Here is a 23,209-nt window from a genome sequence, read left to right on the forward strand (position 1 = left end):
GTCGGCGCGGCTGTAGGAGCGGGTTTACCCGCGAAGAGGCCAGTACAGGTTTACATCAACGCGAGGCCAGCGCCGCGTAGCTGTTCATCAGGTTGCGGTAGTTGGGGATACGCTGCGAAAGCAGGTTACCCAGCCCTTCGATGTCGTTGCGCCAGTCGCGGTGCAGTTCGCAGGCCACCGAGAACCAGTTCATCATCTGCGCACCCGCCTGGGTCATGCGTACCCAAGCCGCTTGCTGCACGGTTTCGTTGAAGGTGCCCGAGGCATCGGTCACCACGAACACTTCAAAACCTTCCGCCAGCGCCGACAGGGTCGGGAATGCCACGCACACATCGGTCACCACACCGGCGATGATCAGTTGCTTGCGGCCCGTGGCCTTGATTGCCTTGACGAAGTCTTCGTTGTCCCAGGCGTTGATCTGGCCGGGACGGGCAATGTACGGCGCATCCGGGAACATCTCTTTCAGCTCGGGCACCAGCGGGCCATTCGGGCCTTGCTCGAAGCTGGTGGTGAGGATGGTCGGCAGGCCAAAGAACTTGGCCAGGTCGCCCAAGGCCAGCACGTTGTTCTTGAATTCGTTGGGCGAAAAATCCTGCACCAGCGAGATCAGACCGGTCTGGTGGTCGACCAGCAGCACCACGGCGTCGTCTTTGTTCAGGCGCTTGTAATCGGGTTGGCTCATGGGGTGACTCCTTGGGTTGGGATAACGGGCCGGCACTGTCCGCAGGGGTTATACCGGTGGATAGCATTGGCTTAAGAAAGTGTCTGCGCCTGCCGCCAGGCCTTGGGTGGCTGGCCGACCAGGCGGCTGAAAGCACGGGTGAAATGGGCCTGGTCACAAAAGCCGCATTCCAGGCTCACGTGGGTGATAGGCGCCTCGGTGGCAAGCAAGCGCTTGGCCTTTTCCATGCGCGCCAGCAGGCGCCAGGCCTGCGGCGAAAGGCCGGTGTTGACTTTGAACGCGCGGGAAAAATGGCTGCGGGTAAGGTTGCATACCGCGGCGATCTCGATGATCGACAACGGGCTATGCAACATCAGCTCCTTGGCCCGGCGCAGCCGCGCGGGCGTGAGTGCGCCGGGGGTTTGCAGCGGCGCTTCGGGCGTCCCAGGGTACATGGCGACTCTCCTGTTCAATACGGAAAGTCTCGCCCCCGGCACATGACGAAGTCCTGAGCCAAACCTGAATTGTTGTTAATTGTGCGCTGCTGGCCCTGGGCGTTTTGCCGATACCTTAAGATGCGTTTCGTATTCAGCTTCTGGCCGCTAACCGCGGCCGGCATTCAAGGCGAAAGAGGTATGCAGGAAAAACCCGCCCACCGCACCGTGGCCATGGTGCTGTTCAATGATGTGCTACTGCTGGATGTCACCGGTCCCATGGATGCATTTGCCATCGCCAACCGGTTCTTGCCTGCAGCACGGCAATATCGGCTGCTGACCTTGGCCGAGGGGCAGGCGGTGGTACGCGGCTCATGCGGCCTGAAGGTAGTGGCCGACCGGCGCCTGGAAGACTTGCCGGAGGCCGTCGACCTGTTGCTGGTGCCGGGCGGCCCTGGGGCCTATGACATCGCCCTGCCAGGGATCGAGCGCTGGCTGCCCAAGGCCGTACGCCAGGCGAAGCGCTTCGGTGCCATCTGCACCGGGGTGTTCCTGCTGGGGCGGGCCGGGTTACTCAATGGCTATCGCTGCACCACCCACTGGAATTACGTGGAGCGCCTGGCACAGGCGTTTCCCGAAGCCAAGGTGGAGACCGAGCAGATTTACGTGATGGACCGCTGCCTGATCACCTCGGGCGGTATCACTGCAGGGATCGACCTGGCACTGGCGGTGGTCGCCGAGGACCATGGCAAGGCGCTGGCCCTGGAAGTAGCCAAGGTACTGCTGGTAGCCCGCCACCGTCAGGGTGGGCAGACACCCTACGGGCCATTGCTGGCTGCGGTACCACGCGATGACTCGCCGATTGCCCGGGTGCAGGCCTATATCGTCGACCACATCGAGCAGGCGTTCACCGTGCAGAAAATGGCCGAACTGGTGGCCATGAGCGGGCGTAACTTTGCCCGGACGTTTCTGCGCGAGGTGGGCATTACGCCGCTGCAGTACCTGCAGAATGCGCGCATCGACCGTGCGCGCAAGCTGCTCGAATGCGGTGACCTGCCGATGAAGGTGGTGGCGGCGCAGTGCGGGTTTGGCAGTGACCGACACATGCGCAAGGTATTCTTTGAGCGAATTGGCATGACGCCGGCGCAGTATCGGGCACAGTTTGGTGGCGGTGAACAGTCGGATTAGCGCTGCCTTCTTCGCGGGCGCGCCCGCTCCCACAGAGATAGCACAGGCCTTGAGCCCAGATAAGCGCCGGCACCGATTGTCACCCTGAACAGGACAATGTTTCTTCCCGTTAGATGATTGTCTGACGCCACCCTACCCCTCAGAATTGTCCGTCAAACTGTTCGAACGCTGCCCCGGCAGCTCATGGAGTAAGAGCCAATGCCACACGAAGGCAGCCTTCTGCAAACCGCGGTGATCTTCCTGCTTGCCGCCGTCCTCGCCGTCCCCCTGGCCAAGCGCTTGCAACTGGGTGCCATGCTCGGCTACCTGCTCGCCGGTGTGGTCATCGGCCCGCAAGCACTTGGCCTGGTCCACGACACAGAAAGGGTGGCGCACATTTCCGAACTGGGCGTGGTCTTGCTGCTGTTCATCATCGGCCTGGAGCTGTCGCCCAAACGCTTGTGGCTGATGCGCAAGTCGGTGTTCGGTGTTGGCACTGCCCAAGTGTTGCTGACCGGCGCGGTTATCGGCGCCATCGCCCTGTTCGGCTTCAGCCAGACGCTGCCCGCGGCCATCGTGCTCGGTCTGGGCCTGGCGCTTTCGTCAACCGCCCTTGGCCTGCAGAGCCTGGCAGAGAACAAACAGCTCAATGCCCCGCACGGCCGTCTGGCGTTCGCCATCCTGTTGTTCCAGGACATCGCCGCGATCCCGCTGATCGCCTTGGTACCACTGCTGGCCGCCACTGGCCCGGAAACCAGCAGTGGCGACAGCCTGGAGAATGGGCTGAAGGTATTCGCCAGCATCGCCGTGGTCATCATCGGTGGCCGCTACCTGTTGCGCCCGGTGTTCCGCACCGTGGCTCGCACCGGCCTGCCGGAAGTGTCCACTGCCACCGCCCTGCTGGTGGTGATCGGCACCGCCTGGCTCATGGAACAAGCCGGTATTTCCATGGCCCTGGGCGCCTTCCTCGCCGGCCTGCTGCTGGCAGACTCGGAATACCGCCACGAGCTGGAATCACAGATTGAACCCTTCAAGGGCCTGCTGCTGGGGCTGTTCTTCATCAGCGTCGGGATGGGTGCAAACCTGCACCTGCTGCTGGAGATGCCGCTGGTGGTGCTGGGGCTGACCCTGTTGCTGGTGGCCGTGAAGCTGGTGCTGCTGGTCGGCACCGGACGCCTGGTCGGCGGCCTGAGCGGCGCCAGCGCGCTGCAACTGGGCATGGTGCTGGCCGCCGGCGGCGAGTTTGCCTTTGTGGTGTTCAAGCTGGGCAAGGACCAGGGTCTGTTCGATACCCAGACCTACGACCTGCTGCTGATGACCATTACTCTTTCGATGGCCATCACCCCGCTGCTCATGATTGGCTGCGCCCGTGCCCTCAAACGCGCGCAGCCAGTGCGTGAAGTGCCCGACCATTACAAGGCCATCGACGCCGGCACGCCGCGGGTGGTAATCGCCGGCATGGGCCGCATGGGCCAGATCGTCGCGCGTATCCTGCGGGCACAGAAGATCCCGTTCGTTGCCCTGGAAACCTCGGTGGATGCCATCGAGATGACCCGTATGTTCGAACAGGTGCCGGTGTTCTACGGTAACCCGCTGCGCCCCGAAGTACTGCATGCGGCCAAGGTGGGTGAGGCGGAGTACTTCATCATCACCATCGATGACCCGGAAGCCGCCATTCGTAGCGCTGAACGGGTGAAACGCCTGTACCCGCACCTGAAAGTGCTGGCCCGCGCGCGTAACCGCCAGCACGTGCACAAACTGGCGGATGTGGGCGCCGAGCCGATTCGCGAGACATACCACTCCAGCCTGGAAATGGCCCGCCGGGCACTGGTGGGGTTGGGCCTGAGCGATGAACAGGCGGCGGACCGCATTGCACGGTTTACCCAGCATGACGAAGAGGTGCTGGAGGCCCAGGGGCAAGTGCGTGATGACCGGGCCAAGGTGATGCAGACGGGCAAGGAGGCGCGGGTGGAGCTGGAGCGGTTGTTTGATTCGGATGCGGACTGAGGTCTTTTGGCGCATGCCTTGAGGGTTGTAGTGCCTGTGAGATCGAGCGCCGCCCGCGCGGCGCTTCGCGGGTAAACCCGCTCCTACATTTGTTTCGGGCCAATTATTCCTGTGGGACGCGCACGCGAGCCCCCCTGGCGCACGCCTCGATATCGCGTCGTACAAACAAGGCGGTCGCGCGCGCCTGGCACAGGAGGGATTGGCCAGAAACAAACGTAGGAGCGGGTTTACCCGCGAAGCGCCGCGCGGGCGGCGCTCGATCTCATGGGCGCCCAAAAACTATCGCCAGGCACCTGGAAGCCATCCTGCAATTTCCTGACGATCACCTCGCCGCCATTACGCGAACACACAAAAACCATCAAAAAATCGTCTAATTCTCAGCTGGGTCCTACTTCCCCGCGAACCATTTCCTACGTTCACGCCAATCCCAAGGAATTATCCTACACACCGTGTCGACGCCCGTCTGATTGTCCAGGGAAGGCCTGCTCTCTAGGCTAACCGGGTCGCTGTCGGTTCAGCGATCGGGTGTGGAAACCCGGATGTGATGAAGGGCTGCCGTTATGGCAGTTGTGCGCGTGAGGCCGTTTGGCCTACCGGCTTGCCTTCTCACCGGTTTTCCACCCCGCGCACAACTGCCGCCTTCTGCGTGGAAACGGGTGGTTGCAGTTCAATCCTGGAGAAGGAATTGCCATGAAAAGAATCGTCCCCGATCCACCCCTCCCCAACACCACACAACGCTCTTTCAGCCGCTGCGATGCCGGCCATCCCCCATTGTTCACCGTAAACCCAGGCGTTTCCGCCCACGATGCCCTGGTGCATGTCGCCCAGTACCTGCGCGGCGCCTACGACTGTGGCTACAAAGCCTTGGAGCATCTGGATGACACAGGCAAGAGCCTATTCTGGAGCAACCTGAACGCACTCGAAATGGCAGAAGGGTTGGTTGAGGCGTTGCTGGATGGGATTGAGTCACAGCCCATGAACTGAGTCGCCTGTATCGGCCTCTTCGCGGGTGAACCCGCTCCCACAGAGTCCTCGTCGACACGGGTGTCAGTACCAACCACAGAAAAGGGCCACTGTTTCCAGTGGCCCATCAGATGCTCGATATTCATATGCACACCTCAAGCCGGGGTGTGGAGGTCTCACCCTACACTGATGATTCAGCCATCGATGGGGTTCCTGATCCAGTTACTGCCGCTGAATGACAACTGGCTTCGCGCTCGGGTGAAACGCTAACAATGCCGCCAATACAGGTCAACGACTGGAACAAAGCGCAACAAAAAAACCGGCTCCCTATAGAGAGAGCCGGCCTTTGTGCGCGTTGCTGGTGGTTGATTACTTACCCGCAGTCAGCGCGTTATAGCTGGTCATCAGGTTGCGATAATCCGGAATGTGGTTGGAGCAAAGTGCAGCCAGCCCTTCGACATCGTTGCGCCAGTCGCGGTGCAGCTCGCAGGCCACGCCGAACCAGGTCATCAGTTGGGCACCCGCCTGGCTCATGCGGTCATGCGCGGCATCACGGGTCATTTCATTGAAGGTGCCGGAAGCATCAGTCACCACGAACACGTCAAACTCTTCTTCCAGCGCAGACAGGGCCGGGAAAGCTACGCACACTTCAGTCACAACACCTGCAATGATCAGCTGCTTCTTGCCGGTCGCCTTCACCGCCTTGACGAAATCCTCGTTGTCCCAGGCGTTGATCTGGCCAGGGCGGGCAATGTACGGCGCATCCGGGAACAGGGCTTTCAGTTCCGGCACCAGCGGGCCGTTGGGGCCTTGCTCGAAGCTGGTGGTGAGGATGGTCGGCAGGTTGAAGAACTTGGCCAGGTCAGCCAGCGCCAGCACGTTGTTCTTGAACTTGTCTGGCTCGATATCGCGCACCAGCGACAGCAGGCCAGCCTGGTGGTCGACCAGCAGTACGGCAGCGTCGTCTTTGTTCAGGCGGTTGTAGGTGAATTTGCTCATGGTCTGTGCTCCCAAGGGTTATGAATTTTTCAGCAATCCGGGGTGTTTCGCGTTGATGGGCACAGATTAAAATCATCACCTTTGCGGCGGTAGTTAGCAGAATCTGGCTTTAGCGTTCTGATTTATGAACGATGGATTTGTAGGGGCTGTGCCGGCCTCTTCGCGGCTAAAGCCGCTCCTACTAGCGAAGAGGCCGGCACAGGCAACCAAATACCCGGAGACCGATCATTGGAAGACCTCAACTCCCTCTACTACTTCACCCAGGTCGTCGAACATGGCGGCTTCGCCCCGGCCGGGCGGGCGCTGGACATGCCCAAGTCGAAGCTCAGCCGGCGAATCGCCGACCTTGAAGACCGCCTGGGTGTGCGGCTGTTGAACCGCACCAGCCGTCACTGCTCGCTGACCGAAATCGGCCAGGCCTATTACAACCGCTGCCTGGCCATGCGCGTGGAGGCCGAGGGCGCGGCGGAAATCATCGAGCGCAACCGCAGCGAACCGCGCGGCCTGGTGCGCATCAGTTGCCCGACCACCCTGCTCAACTCCTGGGTCGGGCCGATGCTGACCCGCTACATGCTCAAGTACCCGCAGGTGGAGCTGTTCATCGAAAGTACCAACCGCCGTGTCGACCTGTTGCACGAGGGCTTCGATATTGCTCTGCGGGTGCGCTTTCCGCCGCTGGAGAACACTGACATGGTGATGAAGGTGCTGAGCAACAGCACCCAGTGCCTGGTCGGCCAGCCTCAATACCTGGCGCAACTGCCCAAAGGGTTTGACCCACAGCTGCTGGGCACACTACCCAGCGTGCATTGGGGCAGTGCACAGCGCGAGTACCAGTGGGAACTGTTCCAGGGTGAGGACAACAGCCGCAGCATCGTCATCCCGCATACACCACGCATGGTGACTGACGACCTGTTTGCCCTGCGCCATTTCGTGGTGGCCGGAGTGGGGATCGCCCACTTGCCGCGGGTGGCGGTGCGTGAGGATCTGGCGGCGGGACGTCTGGTTGAGCTGATTCCGGACTGGCACCCGCGTTGCGGTATCGTGCATGCGATCTTCCCATCGCGACGTGGGTTGCTGCCTTCGGTGCGAGCGCTGATCGATCATCTGGCTGAGGAGTTCGCCATCAGCGACATGGCTTGAGTGCCTGGCTGGCTGAGCCGGCCTCTTCGCGGGCATGCCCGCTCCCACAGGTATTGCACAAGGCTCGGGGCCAGTGGTGGCCCTGTAGGAGCGGCTTTAGCCGCGAAAGGGCCGGTACAGGCAATGCAAATCCCCACCCAGCACACCCTTACAAGACCTTGGGTCTACTCTTCTTCCACACTCCCGGATCATCCCCCGGAGCCCCTCATGATCCGCGCCACTCACGGACCAAGCCGCGCCCTGCTCGCCACCCTCGCCCTCTGGCCGGCGCTCAGCCAGGCCGATGAACCCGGCTGGTCGCTGCTCAGCCGCAACTATTTCCTGCACAGTGACTTCCGCTCGCCCTCCGGCAGCGGCCAGAACTACCGCCAGGAATGGGCCCAAGGCTTCATCGGCGAGGTGCGTTCCGGTTTCACCGAAGGCACTGTCGGCGTCGGCATCGATGCCCATGGCTTTCTTGGTCTCAAGCTCGACGGCGGCCGCGGCCATAGCGGCACCGGCCTGCTGCCACGCGACAGCGACAGCCGCGCCGAGTCCGAGTACTCCAGTGCCGGTGCCGCGCTCAAAATGCAGTTAGGCAACACCCAACTGCGCTATGGCGAGATGATGGTGGAAACCCCGGTGTTCGACACCGGTGACAAACGCCTGCACCCGGAATACGCCACCGGCTGGTGGGTGGAAAACACCGACCAGCCCGACTGGCGCGTGCAGGCCGGGCGTTTCACTGCCTTCAACAACCAGGACAACAGCTCCACCCACGACGACTTCAGTGGCTACGGCGCGACCACCCACAACCGGGCCATCAGCCTGGCCGGTGCCACCTTCGCACCCAACGGGCCGTTCGGCGCCGCACTGTATGCCGGGCAACTGGAAAACACCTGGCGCCAGGCCTACCTCAACCTGAACCTGGCCCAAGGCAACTGGCGCCTGGACGGCAACCTGTACAAAACCCGCGACACCGGCAACGCCAGCGCCGGGGCGATCGACACCCTCGCCTATAGCCTGCTGGCCAAGTACAGCTTCGGCGCCCAGGCGCTGAGCGTGGCCTACCAGAAGGTCGAGGGCGACACCCCGTTCGACTTCGTCGGCGGCGACTCCATCTACCTGGCCAACGCGATCAAGTACGCCGACTTCAACGGCCCTGGCGAGCACTCGTGGCAACTGCGCTACGACCTGAACTTCGCCACCCTCGGTGCACCTGGCCTGAGCCTGATGGGCCGCTATGTCAGCGGCCGCGGCATCGACGGCAGCCATGCGCCTGCGGGCGGCGCCTATGTGAACCAGTACGGCGACGGCGGCAAGCACTGGGAGCGCGACATCGACCTGAAATACGTGGTGCAGTCGGGGGCTGCCAGGGACCTGAGCCTGTCGCTCTCCCACGTCAGCCACCGCGCCAACCAGGCCCAGGCGGGCGATGATATCGACCGCATCTACCTGATCATCGAATACCCACTCAAAGGCAGCTTCTGACATGAGCACATCACCTTCAGGTGCCTGGAGCCCGTTGCGTAACACCACCTTCCGCATGCTGTGGATCGCCACCATCGCCTCCAACATCGGCACCTGGATGCACGAGGTGGGCGCCGGCTGGCTGATGACCACGCTGTCAGCCAGCCCGCTGCACGTGGCGTTGATCCAGGTAGCCGGCTCGCTGCCGATGTTCTTCCTGGCCCTGCCGGCCGGCGCAGCGGCGGACATCGTCGACAAACGCCGCTACCTGTTGCTGGTGCAACTGTGGATGTCTTGTGTAGCGGTTGTGCTGGCGGCCCTGACGTTGCTCGGGATGATGAACGTCACCTTGCTGCTGGTGCTGACCCTGGCACTGGGCATTGGTACAGCGCTGATGATGCCGGCGTGGAGCGCACTGACACCAGAACTGGTGGGCAAGGAGGACCTGGCCAACGCGGTGGCGCTCTCCAGTGTCGGCATCAACGTGTCACGGGCCATCGGCCCGGCACTGGCGGGGGTGGTGGTGAGCATGGTCGGCCCGTGGCTGACCTTTGCCCTGAATGCCATCTCGTTCGCGGGTGTGATTCTGGTGTTGTTCCTGTGGAAGCGCGAGGTGAAGGAACCACTGCTGCCGGCCGAACGCTTCGTTGGCGCCATGCGCACCGGGTTGCGCTTTGCCCGCAGTGCCAAGCCTTTGCAGGCCGTGATGCTACGCGCGTTGGCGTTCTTTTTCTGCGCCAGCGCCGGCACTTCGCTGCTGCCACTGATCGTGCGTGGCGAGATGCACGGCACTGCAGCGGACTTCGGCCTGCTGCTGGCGGCCATCGGTATTGGCGCAGTGGCGGGCGCCACCTTGCTGCCGCGCCTGCGTGAGCGCATCAGCCGTGACCGCCTGGTGTTACTGGCCAGCCTGCTGTATGCCCTGTTCCTGCTGGCCCTGGCGTTGGTGCGCAATTTCTATGTGCTGTTGCCAGCGATGCTGCTCAGCGGCGCGGCGTGGATCGCGGTGCTGTCCAATCTGCAAGTGGCTGCACAGACTTCGGTGCCAGCCTGGGTACGGGCGCGGGCTTTGTCGGTATACATTCTGATTTTCTTCGGCGCCATGGCCTGTGGTGGCCTGCTGTGGGGCACGCTGGCCAGCCATGCAACGCTCACCTTCAGCCTGCTGGTGGCCGCAGGCGGCCTGGCGCTGGGTACCTTGCTGACCTGCAAGGTGGCGCTGCCGGAAACCGAAGCAGAGGAGCTGACGCCGTCGCTGCATTGGCCGGTGCCGGTGTTGAGCGATGACATGGACAAGGAAGCCGGACCGGTGATGGTCACCGTCGAGTACCACATCGCCCCCACCAAGGCCGAGGCCTTCCAGCAGGCGGCGCAGGAGCTGGAAGCGATGCGCAAGCGCAATGGCGCATTGTCGTGGGGGTTGATGCGGGACAGTGCTGATCCGGCGTTGTGGCTGGAGTTCTTCTTCGAGGAATCATGGCTGGAGCATCTGCGGCATCACCATCGGGTGACCCGTGGCGAACTGAAGATCGAGGCGCGGGTCAGGATGCTGCAGACCGATGGGGTTGAGGTGCGGATTCGGCATCTATTGGCTGGTGGGGAGCATAAGGCACACCATTGATGCCGGCCCTTACGGCCCAATCGCGGGTGAACCCGCTCCTACACATGATCTGCGGTAGACACACACCGGACGTTGGAAACAGGCCGTTGTAGGAGCGGGTTTACCCGCGAAAGGGCCGGCACTGAAAACACAAAAAAGGGGCCAGTTATTGGCCCCCCGTTCTTCACATCAGCTCACCTTAGAAAGCGAAGCACGAACAGCCCAGCGCCCCCCAGAAGCCCTGGAAGTCATTTACCGGCACGCTCGAATGCCGCGCCTTTTCGTGGCTGTGCGCATGCACACCACAAGGCCCGCTGCACTGGTGCACGGTGGCTGCCAACGATGGCGTACCGACGCGCCAGTGCCCCGGCACCTTGGTCACCGGCGACCACTCGGGCAGCACCGGCACCTGCGGCGGGCCAAGCTTGTCGAACTCGCCAGCACCGTACACCACCTTGCCATCAACGATGGTCAGCACCGACTCGATGCCCTTGATCGCCTCTTCATCGACACTGAAGAAGTCCAGCGACAACGCGGCCAGGTCAGCCAGCTGGCCCACCTTGATCTGGCCCTTCTTGCCTTGCTCGCTGGAGAACCAGGCGCTGCCCTGGGTGAACAGTTGCAGCGCGGTGTCACGGCTCAGGCCTTCCGGGTACAGCTCCATGCCACCGACCGTCTTGCCGCTGACCAGCCAGTACAGTGAGGTCCATGGGTTGTAGCTGGACACCCGAGTGGCATCGGTACCCGCGCCCACCGGCACGCCCATCTCGAGCATGCGTTTGATCGGCGGGGTCTGCTCGGCGGCCTTGGCGCCGTAGCGGTCGACGAAGTACTCACCCTGGAAGGCCATGCGGTCCTGGATGGCAATACCACCGCCCAGCGCACGCACACGCTCGATGTTCTGCGGGGTGATGGTTTCGGCGTGGTCGAAGAACCAGGGCAGGCCGTTGAATGGAATGTCGCGGTTGACCTTCTCGAACACGTCGAGCATGCGCGTGATCGATTCGTTGTAGGTGGCGTGCAGGCGGAATGGCCAGCGCTGCTCGACCAGGTGGCGCACCACCGGCTCCAGTTCCTCTTCCATGGTCTGCGGCAAGTCCGGGCGCGGCTCGAGGAAGTCCTCGAAGTCGGCGGCAGAGAACACCAGCATTTCGCCAGCGCCATTGTGGCGCAGGAAGTCGGTACCGCTGTGCAGCTTGACGCTGGAGGTCCACTTCTTGAAGTCGTCCAGTTCTTCCTTGGGTTTCTGGGTGAACAGGTTGTAGGCGATGCGTACGGTCAGCTGATCGTTGTCGGCCAGCTCCTGGATCACGGAGTAGTCGTCGGGGAAGTTCTGGTAGCCGCCGCCGGCGTCGATGGCGCTGGTCAGGCCCAGCCGGTTGAGTTCACGCATGAACTGGCGAGTGGAGTTGACCTGATACTCCAGCGGCAGCTTAGGCCCCTTGGCCAGCGTGGCGTAGAGGATCATCGCGTTAGGGCGGGCGATCAGCATGCCGGTGGGGTTACCAAACTTGTCGCGCTGGATCTCGCCACCCGGCGGGTTCGGCGTTTCCTTGGTGTAGCCGACGGCCTTGAGCGCGGCGCGGTTGAGCAACGCGCGGTCGTACAGGTGCAGCAGGAACACCGGGGTGTCGGGTGCGGCCTGGTTGATTTCTTCAAGGGTGGGCATGCGCTTTTCGGCGAACTGGAACTCGTTCCAGCCACCGACCACGCGCACCCACTGCGGGGTAGGCGTGCGCGCAGCCTGGTCCTTGAGCATGCGCAGGGCATCGGCGACTGACGGCACCCCTTCCCAACGCAGCTCGAGGTTGTAGTTCAGACCGCCACGGATCAGGTGCAGGTGCGAGTCATTGAGGCCCGGGATCACCGTGCGCTGCTTGAGGTCGATGATCTGCGAGGCAGCACCCTTGTGGGCCATGGCCTCGGCGTCGCTGCCCACGGCGATGAAGCGGCCGTCCTTGATGGCGACGGCGGTCGCGGTGGGCTTTTCGCGGTCAACGGTGTGCAGTTTGCCGTTGAACAGAATCAGGTCGGCGGTCATGGAACCTCCTTGCGTGGATGCGTGAGCGGAACCGGCTTGGCCGGTAAAAGGCAATGCGGACCAGAGCGCGCCAGCGGCACCGAGCACAGTGCTGGTGGCGAGGAACTGGCGACGGGTCTTGTCGTTGCGATCCTGGGACATGGGCTTCTCCGACTAGGGGCCGGCAGGGGGACTGCGAAGCATGCCGGTTGATGCAAGGCCTGGGCTTGAATGGATGTGCGGTGGGTTGAAGAAGGTTAGCCCTGGTCAAGCTTTTTGCTGCCTGGGCCGGCCTCTTCGCGGGTAAACCCGCTCCTACAACGTCTGTAGGGGCGGGTTTACCCGCGAGTGTTTCCCACAATTACCGCTGAAGGAACGCCAGCAAGTCCTCATTCAGCTGCTGCGCATGGGTCACCGCAAACCCGTGCGGCGCCCCGGCATACACCTTCAGCTCGGCACCGCGAATCAGCTCCGCCGCCTGCTTGCCAGTGGTCTCGAACGGCACGATCTGGTCGTCATCGCCATGGATCACCAACGTCGGCACATCGACCTTGGCCATGTCGGGACGGAAATCGGTCTCCGAGAAGGCCGTCACACAGTCCAGGGTGCCTTTGATTGACGCCATCAGCGCAATGTTCAGGGTCTGCGTCTGCACACCCTGGGACACCTGCTGCCCATGGTTCAGGCCGTAGAACGGCGTGGCGAAATCGGCGAGGAACTGCGCGCGGTCAGCACGCAGGCCGGCCCGGATGCCCTCGAACACCGACAGGTCGACACCGTCAGGATTATCGTCACGCTTGCCGAACACTGGCGTCACCGCGCCCAGCAACACCAGCCCGGCCACCCGCTCGCTGCCGTGGCAGGCGATATAGCGGCTGACATCACCGCCCCCCATCGAGAAGCCCACCAGGGTGACATCGCGCAGGTCGAGGTGCCCGATCAGCTGGGCAATGTCATCGGCGAAGGTGTCGTAGTCGTAACCGTTCCACGGCTGGCTCGAGCGGCCGAAACCCCGGCGGTCGAAGGCGATGGCGCGGTAACCGCGGCTGGCCAGGAACTCCATCTGCGAATCCCACATGTCGGCATCCAGCGGCCAGCCGTGGCTGAACAGCACGGGCTTGCCGCTGCCCCAGTCCTTGAAATAGATCGAAGTGCCATCGCGGGTAACGAACGTGCTCATAGCGGTATCTCCTTGAAAGTGTCGAGATGAAGGCGTCGGCTCAGCCGCGCAGCCAGTTGGCGCAGCGGCGGGTTACCCAAGGCATGATGTAGAACACCACGGGCAGGATGACGAACAGGTTGACGATCAGGTTGCCGGTAATCACGCCGCCCAGCTGCGGGAAGCGCGCAAACAGCGGCGCCAGCAGTTGCGGGATGACCATGGTCATCGGGCAGATCACCAGGTAGGTCAGCAGTGCCTGCTTCCAGCGCGGCGGTTGCGCTGCCGGGGTGCCCGGCGAGCCATCAAGCACCTTGTGTTGCAGGCATACGGTCACCACTTCGCGGTTGTCATGGAGTGCGGTGTTCATCGGCGTTCCTTGGGATGAGCTTGCCCGCATCCACTGTGCAACGGCGGACGGGCGCTGGATTGGATAGGTGTGCTGCCCTGGGCGGGCACCGATTGGCGGTGCCCGCGGCGTTTGCGCTTACTTGTTGGCGTTGAAGGCGTTGTAGCTGGTCATCAGGTTGCGGTAGTCGGGGATGTGGTTGGAGCACAGCGCGGCCAGGCCTTCAATGTCGTTGCGCCAGTCGCGGTGCAGCTCACAGGCCACGCCGAACCAGGTCATCAGTTGCGCACCTGCCTGGCTCATGCGGTCGTGGGCGGCGTCGCGGGTCATGGCGTTGAAGGTACCGGAGGCATCAGTGACCACGAACACGTCGAACTCTTCTTCCAGGGCCGACAGGGCCGGGAAAGCTACGCACACTTCAGTCACAACGCCGGCGATGATCAGTTGCTTCTTGCCAGTGGCCTTCACCGCCTTGACGAAGTCTTCGTTGTCCCAGGCGTTGATCTGGCCAGGGCGGGCAATGTACGGGGCGTCCGGGAACAGGGCTTTCAGTTCTGGCACCAGTGGGCCGTTGGGGCCTTGCTCGAAGCTGGTGGTAAGAATGGTCGGCAGGTTGAAGAACTTGGCCAGGTCGGCCAGGGCCAGCACGTTGTTCTTGAACGCGTCCGGCTCGATGTCGCGCACCAGGGACAGCAGGCCCGCCTGGTGGTCGACCAGCAGTACAGCGGCGTCGTCTTTGTTCAGGCGGTTGTATTTGAAGTGGGTCATGGGGGTAGCTCCTAAGGGTTTTGATGTTCAGTAAGTTGGGTGTTTCGCGTTGATGGGAGAAGATTAAAACCACCACCTTTGGAGCGGTAGATAGCGGTTTTTGCCTTTAGCGTTCTGTTTTAGGAACGATAGATTGGCGTTGGTTTTGCTGGCCTCTTCGCGGGCTCCCACAGGGATCGCACAAGATTCAAAACCAGCGCTTTAACTGTGGGAACGGGCAAGTCGCGAAGGGGCCAGCACAGGCTTGCATTGCCTGCCCGGAAAACCTGCTCTATTACTACCCACAGCCCTCCCCTCACCCCCGAGATCACCATGCTGGCGTTCATCCAGTCGTCCCCGTTGTTGCTCGGTTGCGCCCTGATCCTGCTCGACCTCGTGCTTTGGCAACTGATCCCCATTCAGCGCCATGCCTGGCGCATCAGCGCGCGCCTGGTGATCTTCCTGCTGTTCAGCTCAGTGCTGATGGCCGCTGGCATGAGCCCGCTGCAACCACCGCCGTGGCCCGACGATGTCTCGCGCAACCTGATGGCCACGGTATTGGCCATCGGCTGGTGGCTGTTCGGTGCGCGCACGGTAACCGTGGTATTCGGCCTGTTGCTGGTGGCCCGTGGCAGCCATGGTGGGCGCTTGCTGCAGGATGTGCTGGGGGCGTTGATCTTCCTCGCCGCCGTGGTCGCGGCCGCAGGCTATGTGCTGCAACTGCCGGTGAAGGGCCTGCTGGCCACCTCCGGGGTAATGGCCATCGTCATCGGCCTGGCGCTGCAGAGCACACTGGCTGACGTCTTCAGCGGCATCGTGCTGAACACCACGCGGCCCTATCAGATTGGCGACTCAATCTCCATCGACGGCACCGAAGGCAAGGTCCTGGATATCGACTGGCGCGCCACGCGCCTGCTGACCGGTACCGGCAGCCTGGCGGTGATCCCCAACTCGGTAGCGGCCAAGGCGCGGCTGCTCAACCACAGTCGCCCGGCCGATGTGCACGGGGTATCGATCAGCGTGGTGGTCCCGGCCAAGGTGCGGCCAAAGCGTGTGTTCGATGCGCTGGAAAAAGCCTTGCAGGGCGTCAGTGCCATCCTTGCGACCCCGAAGCCGAAGGTGACGGTAAAGGCCTCGACACTGGAGTCGGTGGAGTACGAGGCCAGCGGCTTCGTGGCCGATGCGGGCGCCAAGGGCGATGCACGTAACCAGCTGTTCGACCTGGCGCACCGGCACCTGGAGGCCAGCGGGGTGATGTGGAACGTCGACCTGGCCGTGCCGCCGCGCAGCCGCCAGCGCGAGGTGCTGGATGAGGTGCGAGTGTTCCGCTCGCTAAGTGATGAAGAGCGCGATGCGTTGAGCCAGCGCATGACTGCAGTCGAGTACCTGGCGGACCAGGTGATCCTGGAGGTGGGCGAGCATTCCGATCATCTGCTGGTGATTGGCAGCGGTGTGGTGTCGGCCTCGGTGCGCGACGGAGACAAACTGTTGGAAGCCGGGCGCATGGGGCCGGGTGAGGTGCTGGGGATCGAGGGGATCATCGACGAAGAAGATTCGCTGGCCGAATTCCGCACGCTGACCAGTTGCGTGCTGTACCGGATCGACAAGGAACAAGTGAAGAGCTGTTTGCAGCAGCGTGGCGAAGTGCAGACGGCGTTGAGCAAATTGCAGCGGTTCCGGCGGCAGAGCCGGGAATCGTTGTTGTTGCAGAAGCCGGCCCTGATCAAGAAAGGTGGCTTCCTGAGTTGGTTGCACAAGTGAGCCTGTGCTGGCCTCTTCGCGGGTAAACCCGCTCCTACAAGTTGTGCACCGCCTGAGAGGGCTGTGGTGAACCTGTAGGAGCGGGTTTACCCGCGAAGAGGCCAGTACTTACAACACAACCCTCAGGCACTGCCCCGCGTGGTACAGCGAAAAACCGGACTCATAGAACGCCGTGCGCAGCGAAGGCGCGCTCACACCGCTCATCGGCGAAAACGGAATCGGCAGGCTGTCCGCCTCGCCCTTGAGCAGGAACTCGGCAAACGCCCGGCCAATCACTGTGCCGGTTGTGTTACCGCGCCCGTTGTACCCAGTCACCGCCACCAACCCAGGCGCCGGCTCGAACAGGCGCATCAGGTGGTCAGGGGTGAAGTCGATGCAGCCAGTCCAGTGCATTTCCCACTCGACCTTGCCCAGCTCCGGGTAATAGTGGCTCTGGATGCGATCGGCCCAGCTGCGCACGAACCAGGCTGGCTTGTTGTCGACCCGGCCCAGGCTGCCGAGCAGCAGTCGGCCCTGATCGTCGCGGCGGATGCTGCTGAGCACGGTGCGGGTGTCCCACGAACCTTGGCCATGTGGCAGCACCTTGTCGGCTGCAGTGCCCTGCAGCGGTTTGGAGGCTACCTGATAGTAATAGCCGCGGAAGAACTGCTTCTGCAGGTTGCTCCAGTCGCCTTCGGTGTAGGCGCCGGTGGAAATCACCACTTTATCGGCGCGCACAGCGCCACGCGCGGTCTTCACCCGCCAGCCATCACCTTCACGCTCCAGGCCTTCGACCGAAGACTGCTGGAAAATTTTGCCGCCCAGGCGCGCCACGGCAGCCGCCAGGCCCTGGGTGTAGCCCATGGGGTTGATAGTGCCGGCACGGCGATCAAGCAGCGCAGCGGAAATCTTGTCGGTACCGCAGTATTCCTGGCACTGGGCACCGGTCAGCAGCTCGACGTCGGCACCTCGGCGGCGCCATTGTTCGTGACGCGCTTCGAGGTCGGCGATACCGGTGGCGTTGTGCGCCATGTGCAGTGTGCCTTTGTGCTGGGCCTGGCAGTCGATGCCGAGGCGTTCGATCATGGCGAACACTTCAGCCGGGGCTTCGCCAAGCACCTTGTTCAGGCGGCTGCCCTGCTTCTGGCCAAGGGTGGCCTCGACGTCGTCGGGTCGGATCCACGTGCCGGCGTTGACCAGGCCGACGTTGCGCCCGGAGCCACCGTGGCCGATCTTCCAGGCCTCCAGCACGATCACCGACTTGCCCTGTTCGAGCAGGTGGATGGCCGCCGACAGGCCGGTAATGCCGCCGCCGATCACACAGACATCGGCCTTGTGCTCACCGGCCAGGGCCTGGGCGGCGACGGTCGGTTTGCTGACGTGTTCCCACAAGCATTGTTGACGCAGTTCGGACATGGCCGGCTCCAGCAATTTGTTCTTGTTGGGGCCGCAGGGCGGCCCTTTCGCGGGTAAACCCGCTCCTACAGGGGTCGGTGTCGCTTGGACGAACCCTGTAGGAGCGGGTCTACCCGCGAACCGGGGGCCAGGCCCCCGGCCATGCAGCATCAATCCATCAGTCGAACACGATACCCTGCGCCAGTGGCAGCTCGCGCGAGTAGTTCACGGTGTTGGTCTGGCGACGCATGTAGCCTTTCCAGGCATCCGAGCCAGACTCACGGCCACCGCCGGTTTCCTTCTCGCCACCAAACGCACCGCCAATCTCGGCGCCGCTGGTACCGATGTTGACGTTGGCGATGCCGCAGTCGCTGCCCGAAGCACTCTGGAAGCGCTCGGCTTCACGGATGTCGGTGGTGAAAATGCACGACGACAGGCCTTGTGGCACTTCGTTGTTCAGGCGCAGGGCCTCCTCGAAGTCGTCGTAGGCCAGCACGTACAGGATCGGTGCGAAGGTTTCGTGGCGCACCACGTCACTTTGCGCCGGCATTTCAGCAATGGCTGGCGAAACGTAGTAGGCGTTCGGGTACTGGTCGGCCAGCTGACGCTCACCACCGAATACCTGGCCACCTTCGTCGCGGGCCTTGGCCAGTGCGCCCTGCATGGCATCGAACGACTGCTTGTCGATCAGCGGGCCGACCAGGTTGTCTTTACGTGGGTCGCCGATGCGCACTTTGCCGTAGGCGGCTTTGACGCGGGCAACCACTTCGTCCTTGATCGAACGGTGCACGATCAGGCGGCGCAGGGTGGTGCAACGCTGGCCGGCAGTGCCGACAGCCGAGAACAGGATGCCGCGCACGGCCAGGTCCAGGTCGGCGCTCGGGGCCAGGATCATGGCGTTGTTGCCGCCCAGTTCCAGGATGCTGCGGCCGAAGCGGGCAGCAACGCGTGGGCCGACTTCGCGACCCATGCGGGTGCTGCCAGTGGCGCTGACCAGCGGTACGCGCGGGTCGTCGACCATGGCTTCGCCAGCTTCACGACCGCCGATCACCAGTTGTGCCAAGCCAGCCGGAGCATCGCCGAAGGCTTTCAGGGCTTTTTCGAACAGCGCCTGGCAGGCCAGGGCGGTCAGCGGAGTCTTCTCGGACGGTTTCCATACCACCGAGTTGCCGGCCACCAGGGCCAGGGCGGTGTTCCAGGCCCACACGGCAACCGGGAAGTTGAAGGCGCTGATCACGCCGACCACACCCAGCGGGTGCCAGGTTTCACGCATGTGGTGGCCCGGGCGCTCGGAAGCGATGGTCAGGCCGTACAGCTGGCGCGACAGGCCAACGGCGAAGTCGCAGATGTCGATCATTTCCTGCACTTCGCCCAGGCCTTCCTGGGTGATCTTGCCGGCTTCGATCGAGACCAGCTCGCCGAGGTCGGCCTTGTGCTCACGCAGCACTTCGCCGAACAGGCGCACCAGTTCGCCACGGCGCGGAGCAGGCACACTGCGCCAGGCTTCGAAGGCGCTCTGGGCCTGATCGATGCGGGCGATGGTCTCGGCCTTGCCGAGCAGTTTCACCGAGGCGATCTGGCTGCCGTCGATCGGCGTGTGAACAGGGTAGTCGCCCTGGGTGTAAGCCTCGGCGGCAACGCCAAGGCGCTCGAGCAATCCAGCAACCATTTGTGCATCTCCTACATCGGTGATGGGGTGGAAAAATGATGTGGATCAGTATTAATCCGATCACATAGGTACAACAAACGACCTTTATTCCGCATATCATTCCGTCAGGTAATGATTTGAGCCGCAGAGACCGCTATGTCAAAACGCCTGGTACCCTCCATGACCGCCCTGCAGTGCTTTGAAGCTGCAGCCCGCCATCTGAGTTTTACCCGTGCCGCTGAAGAACTGCACCTGACCCAGAGCGCGGTCAGCAAGCAGGTGGCACAGCTGGAAGACATGCTGCGCCACCACCTGTTCCTGCGCATTCGCCGGCGCTTGCAGCTTACGCCAGCCGGCAGCCTGTACCTGGCCGAGGTCAACAAAATCCTGACCCAGGTGGACATGTCCAGCCGCTACGTACTCACCTACGGCGAGCAGACCGAGATATTGAAGGTAGCCACTCAACCGAGTTTTGGCGTGCGCTGGTTGATCCCGCACCTGAAGGGGTTTGGCAAACGGCACAGCAATATCCACCTGGACATTCGCAACGAAATGGAGCCGTTCGCCCTGCTGCAAGGCTCGGCTGACGTGGTGTTCTTCTATGGCCAGGGCACCTGGCCGGGGGCCACTTGCGTGGAGTTGTTCCGCGAAGAGGTGGTGCCGGTGTGCGCGCCAGAGCTGCTGGCCGGGCGCAAGCTGGCCGGTGCCGAGGAGCTGGCCGAGCTGGTGCTGCTGCAAAGCACCTCTCGGCCGGAGGCCTGGCATGAGTGGTTCCTGGAGCAGGACCTGCAGAGCGTCAGCGCCTACCACGGGCCGCGCTTCGATACGTTCTATATGGCGTTGAGCGCAGCACAGGCCGGGTGCGGGGTAGCGCTGGTGCCGCGCTACCTGGCGGCGAAGGAACTGGCCGACGGTAGCCTGGTGGTGCCGTGGAACCATGCGATGCGCAGTGCCGGGGCGCATTACCTGGCGTACGCCGAACATGCGGCAGAGGTGCCAAAGGTGCGGGCGCTGGTGGAATGGATTGGCGAGCAGTTGCAGGTTTGACGGCCTCTTCGCGGCTAAAGCCGCTCCTACGGGGACCGCGTAGGCGCGGTTTTAGCCGCGAAAGGGCCGTCGAGGTCGATCAAAAAAGGAATGACACACTCACTTTTTTTCGCTTGTGAGCAAAGTGCATTCCCAGCTTTCATGTAAGCGTCCGAACCCAACCAGGAAGCTAGCGATGCCCGCCAACGATTTCGTCAGCCCAGACAGCATCCGCGCGCAGTTCTCTGCCGCCATGTCGCTCATGTACAAACAGGAAGTGCCGCTGTACGGCACGCTGCTGGAGCTGGTGAGCGAAATCAACCAGCAGGTCATGGCCCAGCAACCCGAAGTAGCAGAGGCCCTGCGCTGGACCGGCGAGATCGAGCGCCTGGACCAGGAACGTCACGGCGCCATCCGCGTCGGCACCGCCGAAGAACTGGCCACCATCGCCCGCCTGTTCGCCGTCATGGGCATGCAGCCGGTCGGCTACTATGACCTCAGCTCCGCTGGCGTACCGGTGCATTCCACTGCCTTCCGCGCGGTGCACGAGCAATCTCTGCATGTCAGCCCGTTCCGTGTGTTCACCTCGCTGCTGCGCCTGGAGTTGATCGACAACCCGCAGTTGCGCGAGCTGGCACAGGGCATCCTGGCCAAGCGCCAGATCTTCACCTCCCGCGCCCTCGAACTGATCGCCCAGTGTGAGCGCGAAGGTGGCCTTGACGCCGCGGATGCAGAGACGTTCGTGCAGGAAGCGCTGCACACCTTCCGCTGGCACCAGGACGCTACCGTCACTGCCGAGCAATACCAGCAGCTGCACGACCAACACCGCCTGATCGCCGATGTGGTGGCCTTCAAGGGCCCGCACATCAACCACCTGACCCCGCGTACCCTGGATATCGATGCAATCCAGCTCGGCATGCCTGCCAAGGGCATCCCGCCGAAGGCCGTGGTTGAAGGCCCACCCACCCGCCGCCACCCGATCCTGCTGCGCCAGACCAGCTTCAAGGCCCTGCAGGAAACGGTCGCCTTCCGCGACCAGCAAGGCCGCGAAGGCAGCCACACCGCGCGCTTTGGCGAAATCGAGCAACGCGGCGCGGCACTGACGCCGAAAGGTCGCCAGCTTTACGACAAGTTGCTCGACGCTACCCGCGCTGCGCTGGGTGGCGCTCCAGCCGAAGCCAATGCCGAGCGTTACATGGCGCTGCTACAGGCAAACTTTGCCGAGTTCCCGGATGACCTGGCGCAGATGCGTGAACAGGGCTTGGCGTACTTCCGCTACTTCGCCACCGAGAAAGGCCTGGCCGCACGCGACCAGGAAGGCCGCCCGACCACCCTGCAAGGCTTGATCGACGCGGGCCACGTGCACTTCGAGGCGCTGGTGTACGAGGACTTCCTGCCGGTGAGTGCGGCGGGGATCTTCCAGTCCAACCTGGGTGACGATGCGCAGGCCGAATACGGCAGCAACGCCAACCGCGAAGCGTTCGAAGCGGCGCTGGGGTTGCAGGTACAGGATGAGCTGGCGCTGTATGCGCAAAGCGAGCGCCGGTCGCTGCAGGCCTGTGCACAGGCGTTGAACCTGGGCTCGATGTAAATCTGTACCGGCCTCTTCGCGGGCTTGCCCGCTCCCACAGGTACAGGGCATACGACCTGTGGAAGCGGGCGAGCCCGCGAAGAGGCCGGTGCAGGTGATCAAAGAGGCGGCAGGATTTCCACATCCGGCAAATCCATTGCCGCCACCTCGCCTTCCAGGAACGCACTCAACCGCCGCAACCGCTCGCCGCCTCGCCGGGTGCGCGGCCACACCAGGTAGTAATCCATGCCGCTGGGCACCGCCGTCGGCCATGGCAGGCTCAAGCGCTTCTGCGCCACATCTTCGGCCACCATCAGCAGGTCGCCCATGGATATCCCGTAGCCACGCGCCGCGGCAATCATGCCCAGCTCCAGGGTATCGAACACCTGGCCGCCCTTGAGCGACACCTGGTCGCCAAGCCCCATCCGCTCCAGCCATTCCCGCCAGTCACGCTTGTCCACCGTGGGGTGCAGCAGTTCGACAGAGGCCAGCCTGCAAACATCCCAGGGCTCCTCGTCGAGCAGGTCCGGCGCGCCGACCGGGATCAGTAGCTCAGGGAACAGCTTGCGCACCTCCCACTCCGGCGGGAATACCCCGTCGCTGAGCAACACCGCGCAATCGAACGGCTCCTGGTTGAAATCCACATGGTCGACATCCATCCAGGCGCTGGTCAGCTGCACTTCATTGCCCGGCTGCAGATGCCGAAAGCGGCTAAGGCACGCCAGCAACCAGCGCATGGTCAGGGTCGAGGGGGCTTTCATGCGCAATATGTCGTCTTCACCGCACAAGGTTTCACAGGCCCGCTCAAACGCCGCGAAGCCCTCGCGCACGCCCGGCAGCAGTACCCGCCCCGCTTCGGTAAGTTGCAGGCTGCGGCCACTGCGCACGAACAGGCGGCAGGCAAAATGCTCCTCCAGCGTACGGATATGCCGGCTGATGGCGCTTTGGGTGATGGACAGCTCTTCGCCCGCACGGGTGAAGGAGCTTAGCCGCGCGGCAGCTTCGAATGCGCGCAGGGCATACAGCGGTGGTAGCTGGCGTGGCATGAGGCACCTGCAATATGGGCGTGTGAGGCAAATCCCCGAGAAACCTATATACATGAGTTCAACTCATGCCAACTATCGCATTTATCCTT

19 protein-coding genes are annotated in these 23,209 nt (G+C 63.0%); 9 read left to right on the forward strand and 10 right to left on the reverse strand.

The window, feature by feature from the left end:
- Nucleotides 1-55: 55 nt before the first annotated feature.
- Together ycaC (PRJ_RS26800) and PRJ_RS26805 are read right to left on the reverse strand one after the other, a co-directional pair.
- Nucleotides 56-682 (reverse strand): isochorismate family cysteine hydrolase YcaC, encoded by a 627-nt coding sequence (ycaC, locus tag PRJ_RS26800; RefSeq protein WP_003253573.1) that lies wholly within the window; start codon nt 680-682, stop codon nt 56-58.
- 71 nt (nt 683-753) lie between these two features.
- Entirely contained in the window at nt 754-1,116 is a 363-nt protein-coding gene (locus PRJ_RS26805) for an AraC family transcriptional regulator (RefSeq protein WP_020192890.1), read from the reverse strand.
- A 180-nt stretch (nt 1,117-1,296) separates the two neighbouring features.
- On the opposite strand from PRJ_RS26805, the gene PRJ_RS26810 reads away from it, so the two are divergent.
- The 3 genes from PRJ_RS26810 (at nt 1,297) to PRJ_RS26830 (ending at nt 5,253) form a co-directional block, all read left to right on the forward strand.
- On the forward strand, nt 1,297-2,283 hold the full coding sequence (locus PRJ_RS26810) for a GlxA family transcriptional regulator (RefSeq protein WP_014592824.1): 987 nt from the start codon (nt 1,297-1,299) through the stop codon (nt 2,281-2,283).
- A gap of 198 nt (nt 2,284-2,481) precedes the next feature.
- Nucleotides 2,482-4,269, forward strand: coding sequence for a monovalent cation:proton antiporter-2 (CPA2) family protein (locus PRJ_RS26815; protein ID WP_104962806.1), 1,788 nt, complete (start codon nt 2,482-2,484; stop codon nt 4,267-4,269).
- Between the two features lie 690 nt (nt 4,270-4,959).
- Nucleotides 4,960-5,253, forward strand: coding sequence for a hypothetical protein (locus PRJ_RS26830; RefSeq protein ID WP_012054079.1), 294 nt, complete (start codon nt 4,960-4,962; stop codon nt 5,251-5,253).
- Between the two features lie 348 nt (nt 5,254-5,601).
- On the opposite strand, the gene ycaC (PRJ_RS26835) is transcribed toward PRJ_RS26830, so the two are convergent.
- The gene (gene ycaC / locus PRJ_RS26835) at nt 5,602-6,231 is read right to left on the reverse strand and encodes an isochorismate family cysteine hydrolase YcaC (RefSeq protein ID WP_012274792.1); all 630 of its coding nucleotides are present in this window, start codon (nt 6,229-6,231) and stop codon (nt 5,602-5,604) included.
- A 228-nt stretch (nt 6,232-6,459) separates the two neighbouring features.
- On the opposite strand from ycaC (PRJ_RS26835), the gene PRJ_RS26840 reads away from it, so the two are divergent.
- The 3 genes from PRJ_RS26840 to PRJ_RS26855 all read left to right on the forward strand — a co-directional run bounded on the left by PRJ_RS26840 (nt 6,460) and on the right by PRJ_RS26855 (nt 10,441).
- Complete coding sequence (locus tag PRJ_RS26840; protein WP_010955764.1) at nt 6,460-7,371, forward strand: LysR substrate-binding domain-containing protein; 912 nt, start codon at nt 6,460-6,462, stop codon at nt 7,369-7,371.
- Between the two features lie 207 nt (nt 7,372-7,578).
- The gene (locus PRJ_RS26850) at nt 7,579-8,841 is read left to right on the forward strand and encodes an OprD family porin (protein ID WP_104962807.1); all 1,263 of its coding nucleotides are present in this window, start codon (nt 7,579-7,581) and stop codon (nt 8,839-8,841) included.
- A gap of 1 nt (nt 8,842) precedes the next feature.
- The gene (locus tag PRJ_RS26855) at nt 8,843-10,441 is read left to right on the forward strand and encodes an MFS transporter (protein WP_104962808.1); all 1,599 of its coding nucleotides are present in this window, start codon (nt 8,843-8,845) and stop codon (nt 10,439-10,441) included.
- 178 nt (nt 10,442-10,619) lie between these two features.
- Here PRJ_RS26855 and PRJ_RS26860 read toward each other — a convergent pair whose 3' ends face one another.
- The 4 genes from PRJ_RS26860 to ycaC (PRJ_RS26875) form a co-directional block, all read right to left on the reverse strand.
- A complete protein-coding gene (locus PRJ_RS26860) occupies nt 10,620-12,461 on the reverse strand; it encodes an amidohydrolase (protein ID WP_162497241.1) in 1,842 nt (613 codons plus the stop codon).
- 340 nt (nt 12,462-12,801) lie between these two features.
- The gene (locus PRJ_RS26865) at nt 12,802-13,620 is read right to left on the reverse strand and encodes an alpha/beta fold hydrolase (RefSeq protein ID WP_104962810.1); all 819 of its coding nucleotides are present in this window, start codon (nt 13,618-13,620) and stop codon (nt 12,802-12,804) included.
- 40 nt (nt 13,621-13,660) lie between these two features.
- On the reverse strand, nt 13,661-13,969 hold the full coding sequence (locus tag PRJ_RS26870) for a hypothetical protein (RefSeq protein WP_020193757.1): 309 nt from the start codon (nt 13,967-13,969) through the stop codon (nt 13,661-13,663).
- A 117-nt stretch (nt 13,970-14,086) separates the two neighbouring features.
- Entirely contained in the window at nt 14,087-14,716 is a 630-nt protein-coding gene (gene ycaC, locus PRJ_RS26875) for an isochorismate family cysteine hydrolase YcaC (protein ID WP_003253552.1), read from the reverse strand.
- A 312-nt stretch (nt 14,717-15,028) separates the two neighbouring features.
- On the opposite strand from ycaC (PRJ_RS26875), the gene PRJ_RS26880 reads away from it, so the two are divergent.
- A complete protein-coding gene (locus PRJ_RS26880) occupies nt 15,029-16,456 on the forward strand; it encodes a mechanosensitive ion channel family protein (RefSeq protein WP_104962811.1) in 1,428 nt (475 codons plus the stop codon).
- Nucleotides 16,457-16,564: 108 nt separating this feature from the next.
- Here PRJ_RS26880 and PRJ_RS26885 read toward each other — a convergent pair whose 3' ends face one another.
- Nucleotides 16,565-17,851, reverse strand: coding sequence for an FAD-binding oxidoreductase (locus PRJ_RS26885; protein WP_104962812.1), 1,287 nt, complete (start codon nt 17,849-17,851; stop codon nt 16,565-16,567).
- A 157-nt stretch (nt 17,852-18,008) separates the two neighbouring features.
- Nucleotides 18,009-19,499, reverse strand: a complete 1,491-nt coding sequence (locus PRJ_RS26890) for an aldehyde dehydrogenase family protein (RefSeq protein WP_003253547.1) — start codon at nt 19,497-19,499, stop codon at nt 18,009-18,011.
- Nucleotides 19,500-19,634: 135 nt separating this feature from the next.
- Between PRJ_RS26890 and PRJ_RS26895 the strand changes: the two genes are divergently transcribed.
- Both PRJ_RS26895 and PRJ_RS26900 read left to right on the forward strand, forming a co-directional pair.
- Nucleotides 19,635-20,525: a LysR family transcriptional regulator gene (locus PRJ_RS26895; protein WP_104962813.1), complete on the forward strand. Its 891-nt coding sequence runs from the start codon at nt 19,635-19,637 to the stop codon at nt 20,523-20,525.
- 175 nt (nt 20,526-20,700) lie between these two features.
- On the forward strand, nt 20,701-22,095 hold the full coding sequence (locus PRJ_RS26900; protein WP_019436536.1) for a VOC family protein: 1,395 nt from the start codon (nt 20,701-20,703) through the stop codon (nt 22,093-22,095).
- A gap of 98 nt (nt 22,096-22,193) precedes the next feature.
- Here the strand turns inward: PRJ_RS26900 and PRJ_RS26905 are convergent, their stop codons facing one another.
- Entirely contained in the window at nt 22,194-23,120 is a 927-nt protein-coding gene (locus tag PRJ_RS26905) for a LysR substrate-binding domain-containing protein (RefSeq protein WP_014592836.1), read from the reverse strand.
- Nucleotides 23,121-23,209: the final 89 nt, after the last annotated feature.

Source organism: Pseudomonas sp. XWY-1 (genome assembly GCF_002953115.1).
Taxonomy (GTDB): domain Bacteria; phylum Pseudomonadota; class Gammaproteobacteria; order Pseudomonadales; family Pseudomonadaceae; genus Aquipseudomonas; species Aquipseudomonas alloputida.